The sequence below is a fragment of the bacterium genome, assembly GCA_024226335.1.
GTDB lineage: Bacteria > Myxococcota_A > UBA9160 > SZUA-336 > SZUA-336 > JAAELY01.
On the sequence record JAAELY010000522.1, the window covers coordinates 32,977 to 55,530 of the forward strand.

Here is a 22,554-nt window from a genome sequence, read left to right on the forward strand (position 1 = left end):
CCCCCCGGATCGCTCCGGCGGTGGGCATCTTTGCGTTAACGACCTGGAATTGAGGGATCGGTGCGAGTCAGCGAGCTGATCGAGAGTGTCGCAGGCCGAGAACGGCCACTGCGACTACTGCGCGTGCGGGGAACGGCCGGGGCGTTCCTCGTCGCGCACCTGCGTGCAGAGCACAAGGGTCCACTGCTCGTGATCTCGCCCAGCTCGAAAGCCGCCGAGACATTTGACGGTGCGTTGCGGGCGTTTTCGCCGGAGACGGACACGACGATCTTCCGGCGCCACGACACTCCGCCCTACGATCGCTTCTCGCCCCATCCCGAGATCGAGAACCGACGCATGAGTCTTTTGTACTCCTTGCTGTCGGCGGGCGGGGATACACCTCTCACACTGATCGCGCCCTGGACCGCGCTGATGCGACGCGTGCCATCGCGGTCCGAGCTGCGGGGGCGCATCACGCATCTGGAGTGCGGACTGACTCTGGACCGCGACGCGTTGCTCGAGGTCCTGGTCTCGGCGGGGTACCACCGCGCGAGTCTGGTCGAAGAACGCGGCGAAGTCGCGGCCCGCGGCGGGATCCTCGATTTGTTTCCGCCGCACTTCGACAAGCCCGTGCGCATCGAGTTCGACTTCGACCAGATCGGTTCGATCCGGCAGTTCGATTCAGCGACCCAGCGTTCGGAGAGCGAACTTCGCAGCTTCGTCGCGATCCCTCCACGCTCCTATCGCCTGCCCAACAATCTGGACGACCTGGTCAGGCGTGTGCGTGAGATGGGGCGCGATGCACGCATTCCCGAATCGAACATCTACTCGCTGACCGAAGCATTGGCCCGCCGACATCTGCCGACCGGCATCGAGAACCTGGAAGCGCTTTTCCACGATCACATGGAGACGGTTTTCGATTACCTGCCCGAGTCGACGCTGATCGTAATGGACGATCCCGAAGCGATCGCGACCCGCGCCCAGGCCTACACCGAAGAGATCTTTCAGGGTCACTCCCACGCCCAGGCTCTGGATCAGCTCGTCTGCGATCCGTTGAGTCTCTTCATCGCCGACGACACCGCTTTCGACCTGGTCAGGGCGCGGCGGCCCGTACTGCTCGACCGTCTGGGCGTCCGCGATCTGGCTGCGAACGAGGAGATCGCGGATCTTCAGGCGAAAGATCACCGCGTTCTGCGCCAGGAGATCCAGGACAACCGCGGTAGCGGCCGCGCCCTGCAACCTCTGGCCGACCAACTCGAGCGCTGGCAGACCGAAGGTCGGCGCGTGCGCATTACCTGTCCATCGCTTTCGGCCGCCGAACGCCTCGCCGACATTCTGGCCGACTACAACCGCGACCTCCCAATCGCGCGCACCGGCGGTGAAGAGCGCTCCGGTGAGTGGACCGACTGGCCCGAGCCCGGTGCCGTCGATATCGCCCTCGCGAAACTCGAAGACGGTTTCGAACTGCCCGACGAGAACCTCGTCCTGCTGACCGAACAGAACATCTTCGGTACACGCCTACAGTCACGCCGACCTGTGCGTCGCACGCGAGAGGGCCAATCGATCGATCGGCTGGCGCAGATCCAACAGGGCGATTTCCTGGTTCACGCGGAACACGGAATTGGCCTGTACGGCGGGTTGCTCCAGTTGAACGCCGGAGGCGTGCGACAGGAATTCCTGCTGCTGGAATACGGCCAGGGCGACAAGCTGTATATTCCCGTTTCGCGCCTCGGTCAGATACAGCGCTTCGCCAGCGCCGACGGTTCGACGCCTTCTCTGGACAAACTCGGCGGCCAGGTGTGGACGCGTACGAAAGCGCGTGTGCGCAAGGCCATACGCGACATGGCCGACGCGTTGCTCGCGGTGATCGCCGCGCGCAAAGTGTTGAGAGGTTTCGCTTTCCCACCACCCGACCCGAGCTACGAGGAATTCGAAGCGCGCTTTCCCTACGAAGACACACCGGACCAGAACCGCGCCAGTCAGGATGTACTCGAGGACATGCAACGCGAGCAGCCCATGGACCGGCTCGTATGCGGAGATGTCGGTTTCGGCAAGACTGAAATCGCCTGTCGAGCGGCCTTTGTCGCAACGGCCGCTGGCAAGCAGGTCGCGTTCCTGGTTCCGACGACCGTTTTGTGCCAGCAGCATCTCGAAACGCTCAAAGAGCGGTTCGCAGAAACACCTGTGCAGGTGGCTTCGCTATCGCGTCTCTCGTCCACCAAAGAGGCGCGAGCGGTTCGTGAAGGCCTGGCCGCGGGACAGATCGACATCGTCGTCGGCACTCATCGGCTGCTTTCCAAAGACATCAGCTTCCGCAATCTGGGACTCGTGGTCGTCGACGAGGAGCACCGCTTCGGCGTGGCTCATAAAGAGCGCCTCAAGCAGATGCGCAAACTCATCGACGTGCTGACTCTCTCGGCCACACCGATTCCACGCACGTTGCAGATGGCGTTTTCGGGCATGCGCGAACTTTCGGTGATTGCCACACCGCCTCCAGAACGCCTGGCGGTGCGCACCCAGGTGTGTCGCTTCGGCGACGAGATCATTCGAGAGTCGATTGAACGCGAGCTACGCCGCGGGGGTCAGGTGTTCTTCGTCCACAATCGCATCGAAACGATCGCGGAGATGGGCCACTTCCTGCGAAACCTGATGCCGGATATTCGCATCGCCATCGCGCACGGCCAGATGCATGCGCAGAAACTCGAAGAGGTGATGCTGGCCTTCATGAAGCGTGACTACGACGTGCTCCTGTGCACGGCGATCATCGAGTCGGGTCTCGACATTCCCAACGCCAACACGATCCTGATCAACCGGGCCGATATGTTCGGAATGGCACAGCTCTACCAGCTGCGGGGGCGCGTCGGACGCAGCGATCGCAGGGCTTATGCCTATCTGTTTTTGCCGCCAGGTGGTGGAATTTCCGAAGACGCACTGCGCCGGCTCGAAGCGATCCAGGACCTGTCGGAACTGGGGGCGGGCTTCCGTCTGGCAACCGAGGACCTGGAGATCCGGGGCGCCGGAAACATGCTGGGCGGTGAGCAATCGGGGAATATCGCCTCGGTCGGCTATGACCTGTACATGCAGATGCTCGAGGAGGCGATCGCGCGCTTGCAGGGCGAGGGGATCGAGGAGTTCATCGAACCCGAGATCCGCCTGCCGGTTCCGGCATTGCTGCCCGAGGACTACATTCCAGACGTCAGTCAGCGGCTGGTGTTGTACAAGCGGCTCTCGTCCGCACGCAACGTCGAAGATCTCGATGATGTGCGCTCGGACCTGCTCGACCGCTTTGGAGCACTACCTTCCGAAGCGCAGTGCCTTTGCGAGGTCATTCGTTTGAAGGTCCGTTGTCGCACGCTCGGTATCGAATCCGCCGAGGTCAAAAATGGAGAACTGGTCATGCGAGTCGCCGAACAGGCGCGTATCGATCCGCGTCAGCTGGTGCGCTTCATCGAGCGCCCGGGAACTCCCATTCGCGTCACCCCCGAGCGTCAGATTTGTCTGGCGCTGCGTCGCAGCGATGATTCCCTGGCAGAGGCCTTCGGACTGCTGGACCTGATTGCACCGGAGAAGAACGAAGACGGCACGGCCGGCGAAACCGGCGCAGCGAAAGAGGAAGCGAGATGAGCGAGAGAATGACCGGGCCTGCGCACGATCCCACGCGGCCCAAGAACTCGATCCACCGCGGACTGTTTCTGGTACTGGGTCTATTCTGTTTCGCGTGTAGTTCGGGTCCGGACGAGGACACCTGGGTGGCCCGGGTAGACTCCGCTCCGATCAGTTTCGGAGAGCTGCAGCGCCTGATCGCCGAAGGCGAAAAGCTGCATCCGGAAACTCGTCGCGAAGATCTGCTGAACCAGGTGCTCAATCGCCTGGTCTCGGACCAGGTGGTTTTGAATCGAGCCCAAGAGGCGGGCGTCGGAGTCATCGACGAGGAAATCGATAGGCGCTTGCGGCGACTGCACGGTCCGGACTTCGGCAAGATCGACACGGAATTCCGTGAGAGCGTTCGCCGGGAAATGACTCTGGAGCGCATGACACTTTTCGACCTGGCCAAGAAGATGCGAGTGTCCGAAGCCTCGATCTCACTGCACTACGAGGAAAACAAGGCGAGATACAAGCAACCCGTGCGAGTGCAGATCCGTCAGATCGTGGTCGAAGAACGCGAGAAAGCCGAGAAACTGCGCAAGGAATTGAGGGGCGGTGCCGACTTCTCCGAACTTGCCGATGAACACAGTCTCGCGCCCGAAGCGAGCGAAGGCGGCTTGCTGCCGCCGTTTGCTGCGGGCGAACTGCCCGAGGCTTTCGACGAAGCCTTCAAGCTGAAGAAGGGAAAGCGCGCCCTTTCGAAGGTCATCGAGTCGCCCTACGGTTTCCACGTCTTCAAACTCGAGTCCAGGACCAAGGCGAAGCAGAGAGAGTTCCAGGAAGTCCGGGAAGAGATTGTGATGGAACTGGAGCGCCAACGGCTGGAAGAACTGCGCCGGGAATGGCTACGAGGTCTGAGGCGCGACGCGAACATCCAGGTCAACGACGAACTACTGAAAACCCTGAGGTGAATTCCCCGAGATGAAGACCGTGCTGACCCTACTATTGTCCATCCTTGTCTCGAGTTCCGTTCATGCGGAATTGCTCGATGGCGTAGCTGCGATCGTGGGCGAAGACGTCATCCTGCGCTCGGAGCTCGATGAGGCCACCGACGGCGCCGTGCAACAGATCCGAGAACAGAACGGCAGCCTGACCCCCAAAGAGTTGCGTGTACTGCGACGCCAGGCGCTTCAGAGCCTGATCGACGAGCGGCTCATCAGCCAGATCACCACTCGCCGCAACCTGAATGCGACACCCGCAGAGATCGATCAGGCAATTGTCGGAATTGCCGCAGACGAAGGAACCAGCGTCGACCGGATCTACGAGGAGGTCGCCGGCCACGGCCTGGCGCGCGAAGCGTACCGCAAACAGATCGGTAAGCAGCTCACGCATATGAAACTGATCTCGAGTCTGGTCCAGCAGCAAGTCTCTGTGAGCGACGAGGAAATCCTGGCACTCTTCGAGAAACGCTACGGCGCTGCGCGCCCGGGCAACCGTCTGAGCGTTCTGCACATCTTGATTCCGGTCTCCGAAGAAGCCACAGCCACTCAACGCACGGCGGCCGCGGACTTCGCCCAGCGCGTGCGACAGCAGGCGATTGAGAGCGGCAATTTCGGAGGCTTGGCGCGCGCGCACTCTGCTGCGCCCAGCGCACGCGAGAACGGACTGACGGTCTTCGTCCAGCGGGATGCCCCGATCGAGATCCTGGCGGCACTCGAAGGCCTTGAACCCGGCGGGATCACTGAGATCGTCGAGACGGGTCACGGGCTCAACCTGTTCCAGTTTCTCGAAAGTGTCGACCCGAGCACGATCACACTTGCGCAGGTCCAAGACAAATTGCGCGCCGAGTTGATGGAGCGCAAGTCGGTACCCGAGTTCAAGAAGTGGCTCGACGATATCCGAGAGACCCGGTACATCGAGGTCATGCATCCGGATCTGAAGTGAGTCCAGCGCGCCCCTCCCCCCGGAACGCGCGAAAGCCAGGTGCCCCCCGCATCGGTCTGACGGTCGGAGACCCGGCGGGGATCGGTCCGGAATTAGTCGCGGCGGTGCTGCGCGAGGGCCCGTCGGCCTCGCTAGTCATCTATGGAGACGTCGCGGCCGTCGAGCGTTGCGGCCCACTGCCCGGGAAATTCGAGACTCGAGACTTCTGCTCCGCGCCGGTGGAGCCGGGCAAGCCGGATTCCGCTGCGGCCGATGGCATCATCGACGCGATCCGCTGCGCTGCCCAGGACTGTCTCTCGGGTGAACTCGACGCGATGGTGACCGCTCCGATTTCCAAACAAGTGATCGGAGACGCCGGCTTTTCCTTTCCGGGCCATACCGAGCTTCTCGCGGAGGTCGCCGGGCACGAACCAGCCGTGATGCTGCTCGTGGGAGGCGGACTACGCGTAGGTCTGGCGACGATCCACTGCGCCCTGCGCGACGTTCCGGAACGATTGAGCGTGGACGGCATCGCCGAAGTGCTGGGCGTGATGCACACCGACCTGACGGGACGCTTCGCGATCCCGGATCCGCGTATTGCCGTCTGTGGACTCAATCCCCACGCCGGAGAGTCGGGCCGGTTCGGGGACGAAGAGTTCCGGGTGATCGAGCCGGCCATCGCACGCGCGCGCAAGAACGGTATCGACGCGAGCGGCCCCTGGGCGGCTGACAGCCTGTTCCACCGCGCACTTCAGGGCGAGTTCGATGCCGTACTCGGCATGTATCACGACCAGGCGCTGGGTCCGTTGAAGACGCACGCCTTCAATCGCTCGGTCAACGTAACGCTAGGCCTGCCACTGATCCGTACCAGCGTCGACCACGGTACGGCGTTTGAAATCGCGGGAAGCGGCCGAGCCGATCCCGGATCGATGCTAGAAGCGCTACGATTGGCGATCGAATTGAGCTCGAACGCGAGGAAGACCGAAGCATGACCAGCGGCCCCCAGGACATCGTGATTCGCGGCGCTTGCGAACATAATCTGAAGTCGATCAATATCGACATCCCGCGCGACAAGCTGGTGGTGATCACCGGACTTTCGGGTTCGGGAAAATCGTCGCTGGCATTCGATACGATCTATGCCGAAGGTCAGCGGCGCTACGTCGAGAGCTTGTCCGCCTACGCGCGCCAGTTCCTCGACCAGATGAGCAAGCCCGAAGTCGATTCGATCGAAGGCCTGTCGCCGGCGATCTCGATCGAGCAAAAGACCACGAGTCGCAACCCGCGCTCCACCGTCGGTACGGTAACCGAGATCTACGACTACATGCGTCTGCTGTACGCGCGCATCGGCACGCCGTACTGCGTGAACTGCGGCAAGCCGATCCAGGCTCAGACCATCAAGCAGATGTGCGATCGGGTGTTCGAACTCGATGAGGGCACGCGCCTGCAGGTCTTGTCTCCGGTCGTTCGCGACCGAAAGGGCGAATACAAGAAGGAGTTGAAGGAATTCGCGCGTCAGGGTTTCGTACGTGTACGCATCGACGGCGATCTGCACGAACTGGAAGACCCGCCGGAACTCGATCGAAAGAAACGACACGACATCGATCTCGTGGTCGATCGCATCGTACTCAAGCCCGAAGTCGCTCAACGCCTGGCCGACTCATTGGAAACCGCACTCGGCGTAGCCGGTGGTTTCGCAAAGATCGATATCGGCCCGGGTAAAGAGGAGTGGCTGTTCTCGGAACTGGCCGCGTGTGTCGACTGCGGCGCGAGCTATCCCGAGATCAACCCGCGCATGTTCAGCTTCAACAGTCCGCACGGCGCCTGCCCGGATTGCGATGGTCTGGGAACCAAGGACTTCTTCGATCCGGCACTGCTGGTACCCGATCCCAGTCTGTCACTGGCCGGCGGAGCGATCGCGCCATTCATGGGACGGGGACGCGCCACCGGCTACTACATGTCGATGGTCAAGTCGCTGGCCGACCATCTGGGCTGCTCGGTCGACACACCCTGGAAGAAGCTGCCTCTGAAGGTGCGCAAGACCATCCTGGACGGCAGCAAGGAACATGTGACCTTCCGCTTCGGGCGCAGTCGCAAGTTCAAGTTCGATCGCCAGTGGCTGGGCGTATCGGGAATCCTGAACAAACGCTATCGCGATAGTGAGAGCGACAATGTTCGCGAAGCCCTGCGCGAATACATGAACGATACGGAGTGCCCGGAATGCGAAGGCACCCGCCTGCGCCCCGAAACGCGTTCGGTGCGCATCGCAAACACGAGCATCGATCAGGTCTGCCACTTCACGATCACACAGGCGGTACAGCATTTTGAAAAGATCCGGCTGGGCAAGCAGGAGCAGGAGATCGCCACCCGCCTCTTGCGCGAGATCCGCGAGCGGCTCTCGTTCCTGCAGAATGTCGGCCTCGAATACCTGACTCTCGACCGCACGGCGGGCACTCTATCGGGCGGCGAGAGCCAGCGAATCCGTCTCGCGACTCAGGTCGGGTCAGCTCTGGCCGGTGTGCTGTACATCCTGGACGAGCCTTCGATCGGCCTGCACGCGCGCGACAACGAGCGGCTCTTGCGCACGCTGTTCTCCCTGCGCGATACGGGAAATACCGTGATCGTCGTCGAGCACGACGAGGAGACGATCCGCGCGGCCGACTACGTGATCGACCTGGGCCCGGGTGCGGGACGGCACGGTGGCGAGATCGTGGCTGCCGGAACTCCGGCGCAGATCGCAAAGTCGAAAAAGTCGGCCACGGGCCAGTTCCTGTCTGGGAAGCGCTCCATCGCGGTACCGCGACGCCGTCGACCAGGCTCCGACAAGTTCGTGACCGTGGTCGGTGCCTCTGCCAATAACCTCCACGACGTGACACTGCGCATCCCCTATGGCGTGCTCACGGTGGTGACGGGTGTCTCGGGCAGCGGAAAGTCGACTCTGATCAACGACACTCTGTACCGTGCACTCGCCCAGAAACTCTACAAGAGCAAAGATCGACCGGGGAGCTTCAAGAAGATCGACGGCTTGCAACACATCGACAAGATCATCGATGTAAACCAGGCGCCGATCGGGCGAACCTCGCGTTCCAACCCGGCTACCTATACGGGGATTTTCACGGGCATTCGCGAGCTGTTCACGCAACTTCCGGAGAGTCGCCAACGCGGTTACAAGCCCGGACGGTTCAGTTTCAATGTGAAGGGCGGCCGCTGTGAGGCGTGTCAGGGCGACGGAATTCTGCGCATCGAAATGCACTTCCTGCCCGATGTATTCGTGACCTGTGAGGAGTGTCAGGGCAAGCGCTACAACCCGCAGACCCTCGAGGTGAAGTTCAAGGGCAAGACGATCTCCGATGTACTCGAGATGACGGTCGACGAGGCCCTGGAGTTTCTCGAACACATTCCCGGCGTGCGAAACGGCCTGCAGACGCTGGCCGAGGTGGGACTTGGCTACATCCACCTGGGCCAGCAGGCGACCACGCTATCGGGTGGTGAAGCACAGCGCATAAAACTGGCCAAGGAGCTATCGAAGCGGGCCACTGGACGCACGCTGTACATCCTGGACGAACCGACGACGGGGCTGCACTTTGCCGACGTTGAAAAGCTGCTCGAAGTACTGTCGAAGCTGGTCGAACGCGGAAACACGGTCGTGGTGATCGAACACAACATCGACGTAATCAAGACCGCGGACCACATCGTCGATCTGGGACCCGAGGGCGGAGACAAAGGCGGCGAGATCATCGCCACGGGAACTCCGGAAGAGGTCGCAAACAACGCGCTGTCCTACACGGGGCAGGCCCTGAAACCGGCGCTCTTCGGTCGGAAGTAGATGAGTGACGAGGACTACGAGTACGAGCCGCCGCCGCCGCTGAATACCGGCTTTCTGCTGGTGCTGGCTCTGGCCGCACCACTACTGCAAATCGTGTTCTTCGTGCTGCTAGTCAACGGCCCGGGCGTGCCTGCGGGTGCCGCCTCAGCGGGCATGGCCACCATCTTCAGTTACGTGCTGCTCTTGACGGCCTGCGCCAAGCGCATCCCGGAGCCGGCTGGATTGCATCTGGGAATCGTCATTCCACGCGGCATCGCGTGGATCGCCGTCGCTTTTTTGGTCTGGGCGATTCTGCTCAGTAGCGAAACCGACAATATCGTCCGCGCCCTTTTCCCGATGCCCGCCTTCGACGCAGGCGAGCCGAATCCCGAAGGGGGCTTCTACCGCGGTCTGGGTTCGATCGTGACCTACGTGGTGGTCTTCCCGATCGCCTTCGAACTTTTCTTCCGCGGTGCGATGCAACCGGTGCTGGTAGCCGAACTCGGCACACGCGCGGGAATCGCCCTGACCGCGGCGCTATGCGGTTACGCCACTGCAATGGGCCTGTTCAACCCCTGGGCGATCGTACCCGCAATCATGAATGCACTGGTCCTGGGCATCCTGCGTCACGGAACCGGGTCGATCCTGCCCTGCCTCGCGCTGCATGCATCCTGGGGAATCCTTCGCCTGGCGGCAGAGAATCAGATGCTTGGCATCGGCGGCTTCGACGATCTGAGCCAACCCCATACGTCCCTCGGCTGGCTGCTACTCGCAGGCTTGCTCACCGGAATCGGACTGCGCTTGTGTCGGGTTTCGGGAGATGCGGTTCTACCGGGAACCGATGCCGAAACCGACGGAGGCGGAGTCGGCGACGACTAGTTGGGGCCCGGTCGATCGCTCGAGTACGGCGTCAGGCCGAGGCGCTTGCGCGGATAGTCGATGCGCACGCCGGTGCCGCGCAACGAGATGGCCAGTTCGACATCCTGTACTTCGACATCCTCGATGTGGATCGAGGCGACGCGCTGGATGGCAACACCGAATCACACTCGATTCAGAGTTGGTGCCTTTTTGCGATCCGGATTCTCGCACCCGTGGCGCATAGAGCGACCGATATCAGGATCGACGAGGCGAGGAGAAGCCACTTCACGTGCGAGAAGAGTCCGCTGATCGCAATCCACGGGTGCGCGATTGCGGCCGGTTCCAAAAGGAAGACGACGTGAAAGCTGTTTTCGACGAAGTCGCATGCTCCTGCAACGACAGGCAGCACGATCAGGGCGTTCCAGGAATCCGGGCGATTTGAGAAGTTCAGCGCACTGGCCGCGCAAGCTGCAAGGAACAACCCGTACCAGAGCGGATGCGGGAAATCGACGACAAAGTGACGCCAGTAGGCGTCGAGTACACCTGCATCAACCCACGACTGCTTGATCGCCAGGAATGCCTCAGGCGATAGAGCGGTCTGGAGTCGGAACACTTGTAGCCTGTCCAGAGGTTCGATGATCGAGAGGATCGTCAGTTGTGACACGAGGTAGGTCAGGCCGAGCGTGAGGATGATCCACCGTCTACCGAGTACCTGCCTCATCCGAGTCACTCCCGCCACCCGTTGAATCTCAGGCAATTCGCTTCAGCTCGCTCTGAATCGCCTCTTCCAGGGCGCCGGGCTTGAGGCCAAAGGGACCGGGATCGCCCTGGAACGCCACTTTCCCACCCCGCCCTACGAGGTAGAGCCGAGTCGGAAGGGCACCGTATGCGCTGGCGATCTCATCGCCGATTCCGTCGATCACGACCGGTATCCGAATCTTCAGATGAACGGCGCAAGTCGCCGCGACCTCGTGCCGCTCGGCGTCCGTCGTAGGATCGTTGATACGAATGTCCTGGTCGCGATTCATGTTCACGACCCAGCCATCTTCCGGATGTGCTTCTCGTATGTAGACCACCGCGAAATCGACGCGATCGCGATAGCGCTCCCACAACCCGTGCAGCGCGTCCAACTGGACGCGAAAGGGAGGTCAGGTGTAGGAACCGAAGATGAGCGCCACCGGGCGAGCGGCGGCGAGGGCCTGGAGATGAAAGATCTCCCCGGTCGACCGTTCGCTGCCGGTACTGAAATCGGCCACGGGAGACTCGAAGTCGAAAGCTATGTCGCCTTCGACCAAGTCGGCGGTGGCCAGTCGCTTCTGGTCGGGGTCCGCCATGATATCGGGAAGACCCTTGGGCGAGTCCTCGGGCGTGAAGGCCCTCCAGTCGAAGGTCGCCGCATCGGTCGGATCGTCATCGGATTTCGACATTCGGGTCCCTCCTCATTCCGCAGACTAGCGCATGCGGCCGGGCCGCTTCAGCTCACTTCTCTTCTTCCGCCCGATTCTCGCTTGCGATCAGGGTGCAGGTAGCGGAGGGACGATCGAGAATCCCGGTGGTAGCTCATCGGTCATCTCCGGTGGCCGCGGCACATAGGCGAAGAAATAGCAGAGCGGCTCGTCACCGGTGTTGCGCGATGTGTGAGTAACGCCAGCGGGCACGAAGATCGCCTGTCCCTGTTCGACTTCGTAGTGATCGCCGTCGAGCTGCAAGCTCCCCCGTCCCGCGACGACGTAGTAGATCTCGTCGCTCGATGGGTGCACGTCGGGCGATCCTTCGCGACCGGGTGCGAGCCAATAGAGCCCGGCCGTCGTCCGTTCGGAGCCACAGTTCCCACGGTCGATGAGGAAACAGACCCGTTGGCTGCCATCCTCGGAGGCGACGTGCAAGGCGTCCTTCTGTCCGATTACGCGTTGATTCACGGCTTCATTCTCCGTTAGCGGGTCGGCGCTTGCGCGACGAGCTGGCGACCGAAGGCTTCGAAATTGCTGTCCACGACGAAGATGTGCTGCGATGCGGCGAGCAGATCTCGGAGCAGTCGCTGCATCGGGCTGGTCGAGTAGAGACCACTCGCCCCGATATACCGGAAACCCATCGTGGCGGCGTCGAGTGCGGCCTGGGTGGCGTGGGTCGCCATCGCGCGAAGTTCGATCTCCAATTCGGGAGGCACGGTGTCACCCGCTCGACTGAGGGACTCCATTCGGCCGATCGCATCCATCGCATAGAGGCGCGACGCTGTGAGCGATGCTTGCGCGACGCCGAGATCGCGCAGGAATGACTCCCGGTCGGCAACGGACGTTCCAGACCCGAGGCGTTGCTTCGATTTCGCGACCACCGTGAGCTCTTCGATCGCTCTCTCTCCGACTCCGATGGCAAAACCGGCATGTATGGGTGCAACCTGCGGCACGACTCCAGGCCGGAACCTCAGACCTCCGCGAAGTGGCTCGGGGTTCGGGAACGCGTAGGTGAAACCCTCGGGCACAAAGACTTCATCAAACGAGTAGTCGCAGCTCCCGGTGCCCTTGAGGCCTGCAACGTGCCAGCTGTCGGCTACTTGCACGCTCGTTTTCGGGATGATGACCTGTATTGCCTCGGGTGGAGCGTCACCTTCGGCCTCGACAATGCATCCCGATAGGGTCCATTCCGATTGGTGGATGCCGCTCGCATAGCCCAGGCTACCACTCGCGATGAAGCCTCCCTCTACGCGGCGCGCCCGCCCGAGCGGTGCGAGTTGACCCGCAACGACCGCGTCGACCTCGCTGCTGAAGATCTCGTCCGCAGCCTCCTGGCTGATGTACGCACCCATCATCGCGGTATGCGTCGACCCCACGGCCACGTTCCAACCCGCCGATGTGTCGGCGGCCGCCAGTGCAGCAACGACTTCGAATTCGAGCAGTGGATCGGCCTCGAAGCCTCCCAACTCTGTGGGCCAGCACAGGCGAAACAGTTTCGCAGCGTGCAAGGCTTCGACGGCCGATCCGTCGAGGCAGCGCGCCTCCTCGGACGCCGCCGCAGATGCCTCGAGTGTCGGGCGAACCGTCTCGACGGCTCTCAGCAATTCCTTCCTCAGTGTCTCGCGATCAACGCTCATTCTCATTCCTCCCATCGGGAAATTGTTAGTTCACGCACGTTCATGAGTGCCGGACCGATTTCTTTCACATCGAAACTCGGTGGCGGAACCAGGATTCTGTGGGCGCCGAGATCCTCGTAACGACGGGCGACGTCGAAGCCGTCGGGCCCGAGGACGGCCGGATCGGCGACCGTAAACTCGAGGGCATTGGGATCGCGTCCCGCATCCAATGCGCTGGTCCGCGCCAGTTTGAAGAGGGCCGAAAGCTCCTCCGGGGACCCTTTGGCCGGAAAGAAGCCATCTCCAATTCGGCCGGCTCTACGCGCTGCGGCTTCGCTATGTCCACCGATGACGATCGGGATCGGCGAGGCCGGGTGCGGTGTCAGGCGCGTGCCTTGGAAACTGACATGCGTACTCTCGTAGGTGGCTACCGGCTCACTCCACAACGCACGAAGGGCGCCCACGTAGTCATCGTGACGTTGGCCTCGATGCTCGAACGGCACGCCAAGTGCGTCGAATTCTTCGCGCAACCAGCCGATACCAACCCCCAGACTAAAGCGGCCCCCGCTCAACCGATCGAGGGTCGCAGCCTGTTTCGCGACGACGAGTGGGTTGCGCTGAGGCAGGACGAGGATCCCGGTCGTGAAACGCAGGCGTTCGGTGATCGCAGCGGCATACGCATACCAGACGAGCGGATCGGCCATATCGGCCCGACCTTCACCCGGCACACGACCATCGTCGGAGTATGGATAGGACGAGGTGTAGTCGGTCGGCATCACGACGTGTTCGCCTGTCCACAGGGATTCGAAACCGGCCTCTTCGGCTCCTCGGGCGATCGCCCGGGCGCCCTCCGGTCCAGCGAAGGTCATCACGGCGGCATACCAGACTCCGAACTTCACGATCTCGTCCTCCTCGAGAGACCTTATATCGAGCTACGATATGTCTGAGAACTATCAAATACTTGCCGATTGATATCATTTTGATATATCGTGGTTCGATGCATTTGAACATCCGCGTCGATCAACTCCTCTCGGTGTTGGCGATCACCGAGCACGGAACTCTGCGGGGCGCGGCCGTCGCACTCGGCACGTCCCAGCCGGCGCTATCGCGAACGCTGCGCGAGGTGGAGCGCATTCTGGACGTTCGCCTTTTCGAACGAGGTCCGCGCGGTGTCGCACCGACTCGATTCGGCCGCGCCGTAGCTCGCCACGCGACGGTCATCCGCGCAGAAGCCCAACGGACCTTGCTCGACCTCGACGCACTGCGCAGTGCCGAGGCCGAACCCATAAGGCTGGGTGTGGTTCCAGTCGTCGCGGCACCGCTGGTCGCCGATGCAATCACCGAGACCCGCTGCGCTCATCCCGAAACGATCATTCGCATGGAAGCCCGGCCGCAGAGCGAGCTCCTCGAACGACTCGCGGCGGGACACGTCGACCTCGTTCTAGGACCACTCGCCGATCCAGGTGAAGCCGGGCCTGGCTTCGAACAAACGAAGATCTTCAGCGAGGATCTGTGCGTCATCGCGGGAAAGTCGCACCCGCTCGCGCGACGCCGGGGGGTCCTGTCACTCGAAGATCTGGCGGATCAAGAATGGCTACTGTCACCACACGGGTCGCACGAGCGATCGAGCGTCGATCTTGTGTTTCGGCGCGCTGGGCTCTCAGCGCCACCACCCAGGATCGAATCCGAGGATGTTCCGTTTCAGATGTACACCGTGGCCACATCGAATCTACTCAGTGTCATTCAGAGATCCCAAGCGACGTTTGGCGCGGTCCTCGGCTTGCGTGAACTTCGCGTCGATCTGGGTACTCCAGCAGCCGATATCGGGGTGACGTATCCGATCGGCTCCCCGCTCCAGGAAACTGCGAAGGACCTGATTAGCGCGCTGAGGAAAGCGGCCGCGCGAGTCGGCCTCGTGCAGGGGTGAAAGGCTAGCCCGACGCTTTGGGTCGGCACGGAACCAGCACGCTGCGCCGGAAACGAATCGCGATTTCACCGTGCTGGTTGCGTCCGAGGGTTTCGACGCGAACGATGCCCTGATCGGGCCGGCTCTTCGATTTGCGCGCCTCCAGGATCTCGGTCACGGCATACAGCGTGTCGCCGTGGAAGGTCGGGCCGACGTGGTCGATGTTCTCGTAGGCGAGATTCGCGATGGCCTTGCCACTGATATCGGCCACCGTCATTCCTACGACGACGCTGAATACGAGCGGTCCCACCACGAGCCTCTGGCCGAACTCCGTCTGTGCAGCGTAGGCGGCATCGATGTGGAGAGGGTGCTGATTCATGGTGAGCAGTGCGAACTGCAGGTTGTCCGCTTCGGTGATCGTGCGCCCGGGCCAGTGCTCGATCACCTCGCCGACTCGAAAGTCCTCGTAGTAGCGTCCGTAGTTTTCGCGCGTGGCCATCAGTCTGATTCCCCGGAGTTGCGAGCCCGATTGCGACGGAAGCGGGAGTCGCGCCACAGGTGCTCCAGTGTCGTCACGGCCGCATTGCCCGATGCGTAACACATCCGGCCAGTGGCCCGCACCGTGGTCGGTCCCGGATTTTCAGGGTTCGTGATCGCGAGCTCCGTTGCCGTGAGGATGGGTTTGTGGTGTTTCGCCGAAGCGTCGGAGGCCGCTGTTGCGAAGCGGGTGTCTTGACGTTCGTGGTAGGCCACGATGCGCTCGAGTCCGGGATCGGCGTGGAAGGGACCGGCCGCCAGAAGAGCGGCCTGGTTCGATTGGATTCCGAGGCCCAGGTAGATGATGGCGTCGATCTCGGGATGTGCAGCGACGACTTCCATCAGATCGGGGATCGTGTCCCGGGTCTCGCCACCGGCGAGATCGATCGGGTTGTGCCGACTCCAGCGGGGCGGGATGTGCCCGTCGATCGTCTCTCGCAGATCGTTCGGAAGTTCAACGAGTTCCAATTCACTGCGCTCGATGGCCTCGGCCGTCTGGATCGCCCAGCCACCGGCCGTGCTGAACACCGCGGTACGTGGACCCGCGGGCAGAGGTTGCGTCGCGAATCCCGCGGCCGCATCCCAGGCTTCTGGAATCGATGGCGCAATCGTCACGCCTGCGCGTCGCAGGGCATCGTCGAAGCCCGGACCCGTTGCCGTCGAACCCGTGTGCGCGGAGACCGCACGCGGGCCGATTCGCGAACCGCCGCTGCGCACCACGACCACCGGCATGCACTCGTTCGCCCGTGCGAGCCGCCGCACCAGATCGTCGGAGTCTTGAACGTCTTCGAGATACACGAGGCCAACGTGAGTCTCTGGATCATCGACAAAGTAGTCGAGACAATCCGCTACCCCGATCTGAGCGCAGTTTCCGGCTGAGACCGCCCGACTGATCCCGATACCACACTGGCGAGCGTAGTTTCCAAAGGTCGAAATGAAGCCGCCCGATTGGCTGGCGATACCAATGTGGCCCGCCGGCGGCATGGGCGCAACGATCTGGGCGCACATCGATACCGGGGTCGAGATGATGCCTTGCCCGTTCGGTCCCACGATGAGCAGATCGAGTTCATCGGCCAGCTCGACCAGGGCTCGCTGTGCGGCGACCCCTTTGGCGCCCGCTTCGGCAAAGCCGGCACCCGCGATGAAGACGGCACGGGCTCCTCTGTTTGCGGCCTGCCTCAGCACGGCTTCGACAGCGGGTTGCGGAACACCTGAGAACACGAGATCTACGCGCGCGGCGGCGGGCAACTCATCGATGCTGGTGTAGGTTGGATCGCCTAACACGGGCTCGGCAGAAAGATTGGTTCCGTAGAGCTCGCCGGCAAAACCCATGGCCTTCAGGTTGTGATAAACCGAGAAACCGAATTTCCCCGGATGACTCGTCGCGCCGGCGACGACGATTCCCCCGGGTTCGAACAGGGCTTGCCAGTGCTCGGTTCGAGGTTTCAAGATGGCGACCTCAACGGAGCCCACCCCGTTCGCGGAGCTTGCGGGCGATCACCATCTTCTGGATCTCGCTGGTGCCTTCTCCGATGATCATCAGCGGTGTGTCGCGGTAGTAGCGCTCCACGTCGTATTCACTCGCGTAGCCGTTGCCCCCGTGGATGCGCAAAGCCTCGGTTGCGATTTCGAACGCCGCTTCGGACGCGAAGAGCTTGGCCATTCCGGCTTCGAGATCCACACGCGCTCCTGAATCGAAGCGCCGAGCCGCATCGTAGGTCATGAGCCGGGCCGCGCGAAGCTTGGTGGCCATTTCGGCGAGCTTGAACTGGATCGCCTGGTGATCGAAGATCTTTTTGCCGAAGGCCTCCCGCTCCTGCGCGTAGTCCATGGCGCGGTCAAACGCAGCCTGGCCCACCCCCACCGCACGAGCTGCGATATTGATGCGTCCGACTTCGAGCGCGGACAGTGCGTAACGCAGACCTTTCCCGATGCCTTCGTCGCCGCCGAGTATGCGCGCGTTGGGCACTCTGTGATCGCTATAGGCCATCTCGACCGTCTCGATTCCCTTGTAACCGAGTTTCGCGATCTCTTTGGAAACGCTGATGCCTTCAAAGGCCTGGCCCGGTTTCTTCTCGACGAGAAAACACGTGATTCCGTCGTCGGAAGTTCGGGCCAGGAGCATCACTAGGCGGGCCCGGCTGCCGTTGGTGACCCACATCTTGGTCCCGTTGATGATCCAATGAGCACCGTCGCGCACGGCCTTGCAGCGCAGGTTGCGGGCGTCGCTACCCGCATCGGGTTCCGATAGAGAGAAAGCCGCCCGGTAGGATCCGTCCACCATCTTGGGCAGGAACTCCTGGCGCTGCGCCTCGGTGCCGTAACGGCTGATCATCGAGACGGCGATCTTGTGAGTATTGAGCAGGCCCGCCAGAGACATCCAACCGCGCGACAGCTCTTCGATGATGCGCGCATAGGTCGTGACGTCGAGGCCGAGTCCACCGTGCTCGGGTGCGACCGTCGCGCCGAAGAGTCCGAACTCACACATCTGCTCGAACATGCGCTGAGGGAATTCGTCGGCGTGTTCGAGAGCCGACGCGTTGGGGATGACCTCGCGGTCGACCCATTGGCGGATCGTATCGATCATGTCGTCTGCAATCTGTTGATCTGTCGCCAACCGTCGACCCTCGCGCTTGCAATTCGGCACTGAATGAAGGGATGACAGGAGCATAACCCCATGGCGGATCTTCCGGGCGGGCGGGAACCAGGTGGCCCATAGGTCCATTCTTGAGTGGGTCCCAGTACTATGATACTAATTGGACGTCGGTTCTCGCAGCTTTCCACGATTAGGAGACGTCATGTCGTTCGCAGATCAGGTGGTGTTCGTCACGGGAGGCGGAAGCGGCATGGGGCGGCTTGCCGCACAGCGCATGGCCGACGCCGGAGCGAAGGTCGCCGCCGTCGATATCAACGAGGCGGGGCTGGCCGAAACCGCTCAGGCGCGCGAAGCCATTCACACCTTCCGCCTCGACGTCACCGACGGCGAAGCGGTGCTCGCGACGGTGAAGGAGGTCGAGAACCGCCTCGGCCCCATTGATCGCGTCTACAACGCGGCCGCCATCATGCCTACCGGGCTGCTCATGGAACAGGATACGGAGACGATACTGCGTGTCATGGAGATCGACTACAACGGCGTGGTCCACGTGGCCAAGGCCATCCTGCCGGGCATGCTCGAGCGCGGGCGCGGCGATCTGATCAACTTCGCTTCGATTGCCGGTTGGGGTCCGACTCTGCACTTTGGCGCGTACAACGCGGCGAAGTTCGCGGTGGTGGCCTTCAGCGAGGTTCTCTACCACGAGAACCGGGACACGGGTGTGCGCATCATCGCCGTCTGCCCACCGCCGGTGGCCACCCCGCTGCTCGAGCAGGCGACCTCGAAGCCCAAGATGCTCGAGCAGGGCGGCAAGCCGATCGAGCCGGGTGAGGTCCTCGACGCAATCGAACGGGACCTCGCCAAGGGCAAGGCGTTCTGCTTTCCGACGGCCACGACGAAGTTCGCCCAGATTCTCCGGCGCTTCGTACCCGGGCTGATGTGGTCAATGGTGCATCGGGTCGAGGGCCGTTAGAAGTCTCTATGAGTTCGATTGAGCGTGACTCGGATAGAGCGATCCGACACGGAACGATCGGATGAAAGAGTGGCTGCAATGAAGACAACCGATCGCGCGGCCGTTCGCGTGGCGCGCAAGATCGTCAACGAGATCCGGCGCCGACGGCTGCGGCCGGGCACCAAACTCGCGGCCGAACACAAGATGGTCGAGAAATTGGGTGTCGCGCGTGCAACGGTTCGCGAGGCGCTGCGATTCCTCGAGCTTCAAGGCGCATTGCGCATCAAGGCCGGACCGGGCGGAGGACCTGTCGTCAGCGTCCCGGGCGCCGACCATCTTGCGAGCGTGCTTTCGCTTCAGCTTCAGTTCGCCAATGCGTCGTTTCGCTCCGTCTCCGAAGCCCGAACAGCGATCTATCCCGTGCTGGCCGGTGAGGCCGCCGAAAATGCAACGCATCAGGACATCGAGACCTTGCATCAGAGCATCGACCGAATGCGCCTGGTCATCGACGACACGGAACTCTTGACCGAGGAGCTGTGCCGCTTTCAAGACCTCGTCGCCGCCGCGTCTGGAAATGCAGTCCTCGGATTGCTCGTCAATGCCCTGCACAGGATGTCTGAGAGCTCGGGAGTCGAACACGATGCGAAACAACGCCGGGCCGGAGTCCGGGGTAGCGCGGAAATTCTTCGCGCGATCGAGTCCGGCAATGGCGAAGAAGCGAGGGCGGTTACCGAGAAGCTTTTCGCCGCGGCAATGCGCTACTGGGAGCGCATCCATCCAGATGCCTTGAAACAACCCGTCGCATGGATTCAATCGGACCAATCGTGACCGCGGCAGCTCCTCGAGTACCCGTCTCGCGAACCCGGATCGCGGACGGACCGTCGATTGGAAGGCATCCATTACTATGATACTACTTACGAGGCCCGCTTGGACGCGGCCAGCGCCAGAAGAGATCGGCCACGACGGCCGCGCAGTGGGTCCGAAACGACCCCGAGGAGATTCCACATGAGCATTCGATTTCCGTCCCTCGAGTTCTTCAAGGCGCTGCAGCAGCGCACGAAGGACGACGCAGCTGTTTTCGAGAAACTCGGTGTTTGCGACACTACGTTTGGCATTCGGGTTGGCAGCGATCTCTATCGGATCGAATTTGAAGTGTACGAATGCACCGAGGTCGATGAAGCGAGCGATCCGGCTTCGCTGGACTTCGTCCTCTCTGCGCCTGTCGAGGTGTGGAAGGAGATGTTCGAGTCCGTCGTTGCGAACGGGGGCGCGGATGCCGCGCACACGATCAATTCGCTGACGCATATCGGCGACGTGATGAAGGTCGAATACGAAGACCCGGAAGGCCACGATCGACTCTATCGCTTCATGGCGACCATCCAGGAGTTCCTGGACGAGGCCCAACACCTCGATGTGGGGCTAGGCTGATGGCGTACATCGGACCGAAAGATTTTTCGCAAGACACCAACCTGATCGCCGAAGTCATGCGGGTCATGAGCGGCGACCTCAATCTGGAGTGGATGAAGGACCGTCCACACCCGATGACCGCCCGTCCCAAACAGGCGCGGCGCGGTCTCACACTCGACGACATCAACGACGATCCGCATTACGGGCCCGGGGCGATACCGGAGATCGTCCGGCACAACTTTTCGATGGCTCCGCGCGGCAGCACCCTGTCCGAAGGCTTGCCGTCGCTCGGCTACCGCGTCAACCGAAAGAGCGATGTCTGGGCCGACTCTGCGACGGTGCTGTACGAGGAGAGCAAGTCTCGACGCTGGGCGCCGGCTCACGACGTCCCTTGGGCTGTGCTCGATGAGACGGTGTTCAGCCCCGAACAGGACAGAGCGATCCGCCAGCTGTGCACGAGTTTGATCTCGATCAGCCTCGTCTCAGCGGACGTGCCCTCCCGTTGGGTCTGGTTGATGAACCAGGAGTTCCACGAGATCAAATACTGGATGTGCGCGCAGATGTTCGACGCTTCGCGGCTGGCCGAGGCCTTCCGCAAGCGTGCACTCTACGGCCGGGGCGCGTTGGGGCACGATTCTCGGGAACTCGGCGAACTGCTCAAGATCGTGATGGAATCGGAGACCTTCCCGCTGGCGTCGGCAGCGCTGAACATCACGCTGTTTTCGTTCGTTCAAAGCCTCGGGAGGCGTTTCGAGTCCTTGTCGTCGAACGCCGCCGACACTTATCTCGGAACCCGCCTGGTGCAGGACGCCTCGCGCTTCGTCGCGTACGGCGTCGACCACATTCGCCAACTCGTTCGGACTCGTCCGGCCGAGGTCGAAATCACCAATGACCACCTCGATCTCGTCGAGAACGGGCTCATCGGCTACCTCGGCTCGCGGGAACTGATCGAGCCACTGATCGTACTCTCGGGCGGCGTCGAGCCCGTCGCCGCCTTCTACCGCAAGGCTGCAGAAGAGTACTTCGAACGCTGCGCCGTCGCAGGACTCGGCGAGCGCCGAGACCGCAGTCCACTTCAGGGCTTCCTGAAACTACTCGAAAGCTAGACAGGAGAAAGCATGAGTTATTACGGGTCGACCGACTATCTGGTGGATGACGATTTCGTGCTGCGCATGAAGGACATCCGCAAGGGCAACCTCGATCTCGAATGGATGAAGACCGGCACCGAGCAGATCGAGGTCAACGCGGCCAGCAAGAAGCGCGGGCTCACCTATCTGGATCTGAACAAAGGTAGTTACGGTTATGACGATCTTCAGGAGATCCCGCGCGGCCCGCGCGGTGTCGCCCCACGAGGCGCGAGCTACGACGTCGACAACCAGGCTGATCTGGGGCCCGAGCTCAATCGCAAGAGTGACGTGTGGGCCTACAAGGTTGCCTCGTTCTACGAGGAATCCGTAAGCCGCCAGTGGGACGCGACGACCGACGTTCTCTGGGCCGACCTCGACAAATACGAAGTGCCCGAAGAGGTCGAGATCGCATTCGCACAGCTCTGCACCATGTTCACAGAAGTCGAAATGATTGCGACGGATCTACCCGCGAAGTGGTGCTGGCGGATGAACAATCAATTTCACGAGGTCAAGGGTTTCATCGCGGGGCAGGCGATGGATGAGGCGCGTCACGCGGAGGTCTTCCGCAAGCGAGCGCTGGCCGGCGGTGTCGGTCTGATGCAGGGGAGCCCGCAAGCCGAACACTCACTCAAGGCGATCCTCGAGTGCGATACGTACAGCGAGGCGAGCGCTTTCATGCACTTGCTCGCCGAGGGGAATATTCTGACGATGTTCCGCTTCAGCGAGTTCATCTCGCCGACACCCGTCGACAAGCGGATGTTCCAGCTCGTCATGCAGGACGAAGCCCGCCACGTCTCGTATGGCCTCCAGCACCTCAA

Annotated in this window: 21 protein-coding genes; 12 read left to right on the plus strand and 9 right to left on the minus strand. The window is 62.0% G+C overall.

Going from position 1 to position 22,554, the window contains the following annotated elements; all coding sequences use genetic code 11:
* Positions 1–60: 60 nt before the first annotated feature.
* From mfd to GY725_25360, 6 genes are read left to right on the plus strand one after another with little or no spacing between them, the layout of a single operon-like run.
* Positions 61–3,603, plus strand: coding sequence for a transcription-repair coupling factor (gene mfd / locus GY725_25335; protein ID MCP4007517.1), 3,543 nt, complete (start codon positions 61–63; stop codon positions 3,601–3,603).
* Positions 3,600–4,535: a hypothetical protein gene (locus GY725_25340; protein MCP4007518.1), complete on the plus strand. Its 936-nt coding sequence runs from the start codon at positions 3,600–3,602 to the stop codon at positions 4,533–4,535. Before mfd ends, GY725_25340 begins: the two co-directional genes overlap by 4 nt.
* Positions 4,536–4,554: 19 nt before the next feature.
* A complete protein-coding gene (locus tag GY725_25345) occupies positions 4,555–5,508 on the plus strand; it encodes a hypothetical protein (GenBank protein ID MCP4007519.1) in 954 nt (317 codons plus the stop codon).
* Positions 5,505–6,479 (plus strand): 4-hydroxythreonine-4-phosphate dehydrogenase PdxA, encoded by a 975-nt coding sequence (gene pdxA / locus GY725_25350; protein MCP4007520.1) that lies wholly within the window; start codon positions 5,505–5,507, stop codon positions 6,477–6,479. The genes GY725_25345 and pdxA overlap by 4 nt, the downstream gene beginning before the upstream one ends.
* Entirely contained in the window at positions 6,476–9,310 is a 2,835-nt protein-coding gene (gene uvrA, locus GY725_25355; protein ID MCP4007521.1) for an excinuclease ABC subunit UvrA, read from the plus strand. The genes pdxA and uvrA overlap by 4 nt, the downstream gene beginning before the upstream one ends.
* Positions 9,311–10,168: a CPBP family intramembrane metalloprotease gene (locus GY725_25360; GenBank protein MCP4007522.1), complete on the plus strand. Its 858-nt coding sequence runs from the start codon at positions 9,311–9,313 to the stop codon at positions 10,166–10,168.
* A gap of 172 nt (positions 10,169–10,340) precedes the next feature.
* Here GY725_25360 and GY725_25365 read toward each other — a convergent pair whose 3' ends face one another.
* The 6 genes from GY725_25365 to GY725_25390 form a co-directional block, all read right to left on the minus strand.
* Positions 10,341–10,868, minus strand: coding sequence for a hypothetical protein (locus tag GY725_25365; GenBank protein MCP4007523.1), 528 nt, complete (start codon positions 10,866–10,868; stop codon positions 10,341–10,343).
* Between the two features lie 28 nt (positions 10,869–10,896).
* Positions 10,897–11,277 carry a hypothetical protein gene (locus GY725_25370; GenBank protein MCP4007524.1) on the minus strand — a complete coding sequence of 127 codons (381 nt, stop codon included), beginning with the start codon at positions 11,275–11,277 and terminating at the stop codon, positions 10,897–10,899.
* A gap of 18 nt (positions 11,278–11,295) precedes the next feature.
* The gene (locus tag GY725_25375; protein ID MCP4007525.1) at positions 11,296–11,574 is read right to left on the minus strand and encodes a hypothetical protein; all 279 of its coding nucleotides are present in this window, start codon (positions 11,572–11,574) and stop codon (positions 11,296–11,298) included.
* 87 nt (positions 11,575–11,661) lie between these two features.
* A complete protein-coding gene (locus GY725_25380) occupies positions 11,662–12,066 on the minus strand; it encodes a cupin domain-containing protein (protein MCP4007526.1) in 405 nt (134 codons plus the stop codon).
* A gap of 14 nt (positions 12,067–12,080) precedes the next feature.
* A complete protein-coding gene (locus GY725_25385) occupies positions 12,081–13,235 on the minus strand; it encodes a hypothetical protein (GenBank protein MCP4007527.1) in 1,155 nt (384 codons plus the stop codon).
* Between the two features lie 2 nt (positions 13,236–13,237).
* Positions 13,238–14,113 (minus strand): LLM class F420-dependent oxidoreductase, encoded by an 876-nt coding sequence (locus tag GY725_25390; protein ID MCP4007528.1) that lies wholly within the window; start codon positions 14,111–14,113, stop codon positions 13,238–13,240.
* A gap of 98 nt (positions 14,114–14,211) precedes the next feature.
* Here GY725_25390 and GY725_25395 point away from each other — a divergent pair, with 98 nt between their 5' ends.
* Positions 14,212–15,141, plus strand: a complete 930-nt coding sequence (locus GY725_25395; protein ID MCP4007529.1) for a LysR family transcriptional regulator — start codon at positions 14,212–14,214, stop codon at positions 15,139–15,141.
* A 4-nt stretch (positions 15,142–15,145) separates the two neighbouring features.
* Here the strand turns inward: GY725_25395 and GY725_25400 are convergent, their stop codons facing one another.
* The 3 genes from GY725_25400 to GY725_25410 are packed head-to-tail and all read right to left on the minus strand — an operon-like array spanning position 15,146 to position 18,328.
* Positions 15,146–15,619 carry a MaoC family dehydratase gene (locus tag GY725_25400; protein ID MCP4007530.1) on the minus strand — a complete coding sequence of 158 codons (474 nt, stop codon included), beginning with the start codon at positions 15,617–15,619 and terminating at the stop codon, positions 15,146–15,148.
* On the minus strand, positions 15,619–17,106 hold the full coding sequence (locus GY725_25405; protein ID MCP4007531.1) for a hypothetical protein: 1,488 nt from the start codon (positions 17,104–17,106) through the stop codon (positions 15,619–15,621). The genes GY725_25400 and GY725_25405 overlap by 1 nt, the downstream gene beginning before the upstream one ends.
* A 10-nt stretch (positions 17,107–17,116) precedes the next feature.
* Positions 17,117–18,328: an acyl-CoA dehydrogenase gene (locus GY725_25410; GenBank protein MCP4007532.1), complete on the minus strand. Its 1,212-nt coding sequence runs from the start codon at positions 18,326–18,328 to the stop codon at positions 17,117–17,119.
* Between the two features lie 127 nt (positions 18,329–18,455).
* On the opposite strand from GY725_25410, the gene GY725_25415 reads away from it, so the two are divergent.
* The 5 genes from GY725_25415 to GY725_25435 form a co-directional block, all read left to right on the plus strand.
* Positions 18,456–19,223 (plus strand): SDR family oxidoreductase, encoded by a 768-nt coding sequence (locus GY725_25415; GenBank protein ID MCP4007533.1) that lies wholly within the window; start codon positions 18,456–18,458, stop codon positions 19,221–19,223.
* A 78-nt stretch (positions 19,224–19,301) separates the two neighbouring features.
* The gene (locus tag GY725_25420; GenBank protein ID MCP4007534.1) at positions 19,302–20,030 is read left to right on the plus strand and encodes a FadR family transcriptional regulator; all 729 of its coding nucleotides are present in this window, start codon (positions 19,302–19,304) and stop codon (positions 20,028–20,030) included.
* A 177-nt stretch (positions 20,031–20,207) separates the two neighbouring features.
* On the plus strand, positions 20,208–20,630 hold the full coding sequence (locus tag GY725_25425; protein ID MCP4007535.1) for a hypothetical protein: 423 nt from the start codon (positions 20,208–20,210) through the stop codon (positions 20,628–20,630).
* Positions 20,630–21,715: a hypothetical protein gene (locus tag GY725_25430; protein ID MCP4007536.1), complete on the plus strand. Its 1,086-nt coding sequence runs from the start codon at positions 20,630–20,632 to the stop codon at positions 21,713–21,715. The genes GY725_25425 and GY725_25430 overlap by 1 nt, the downstream gene beginning before the upstream one ends.
* Positions 21,716–21,727: 12 nt before the next feature.
* Positions 21,728–22,554 (plus strand): ferritin-like domain-containing protein (locus GY725_25435; GenBank protein MCP4007537.1); only part of this gene is annotated, 827 nt, incomplete at its 3' end.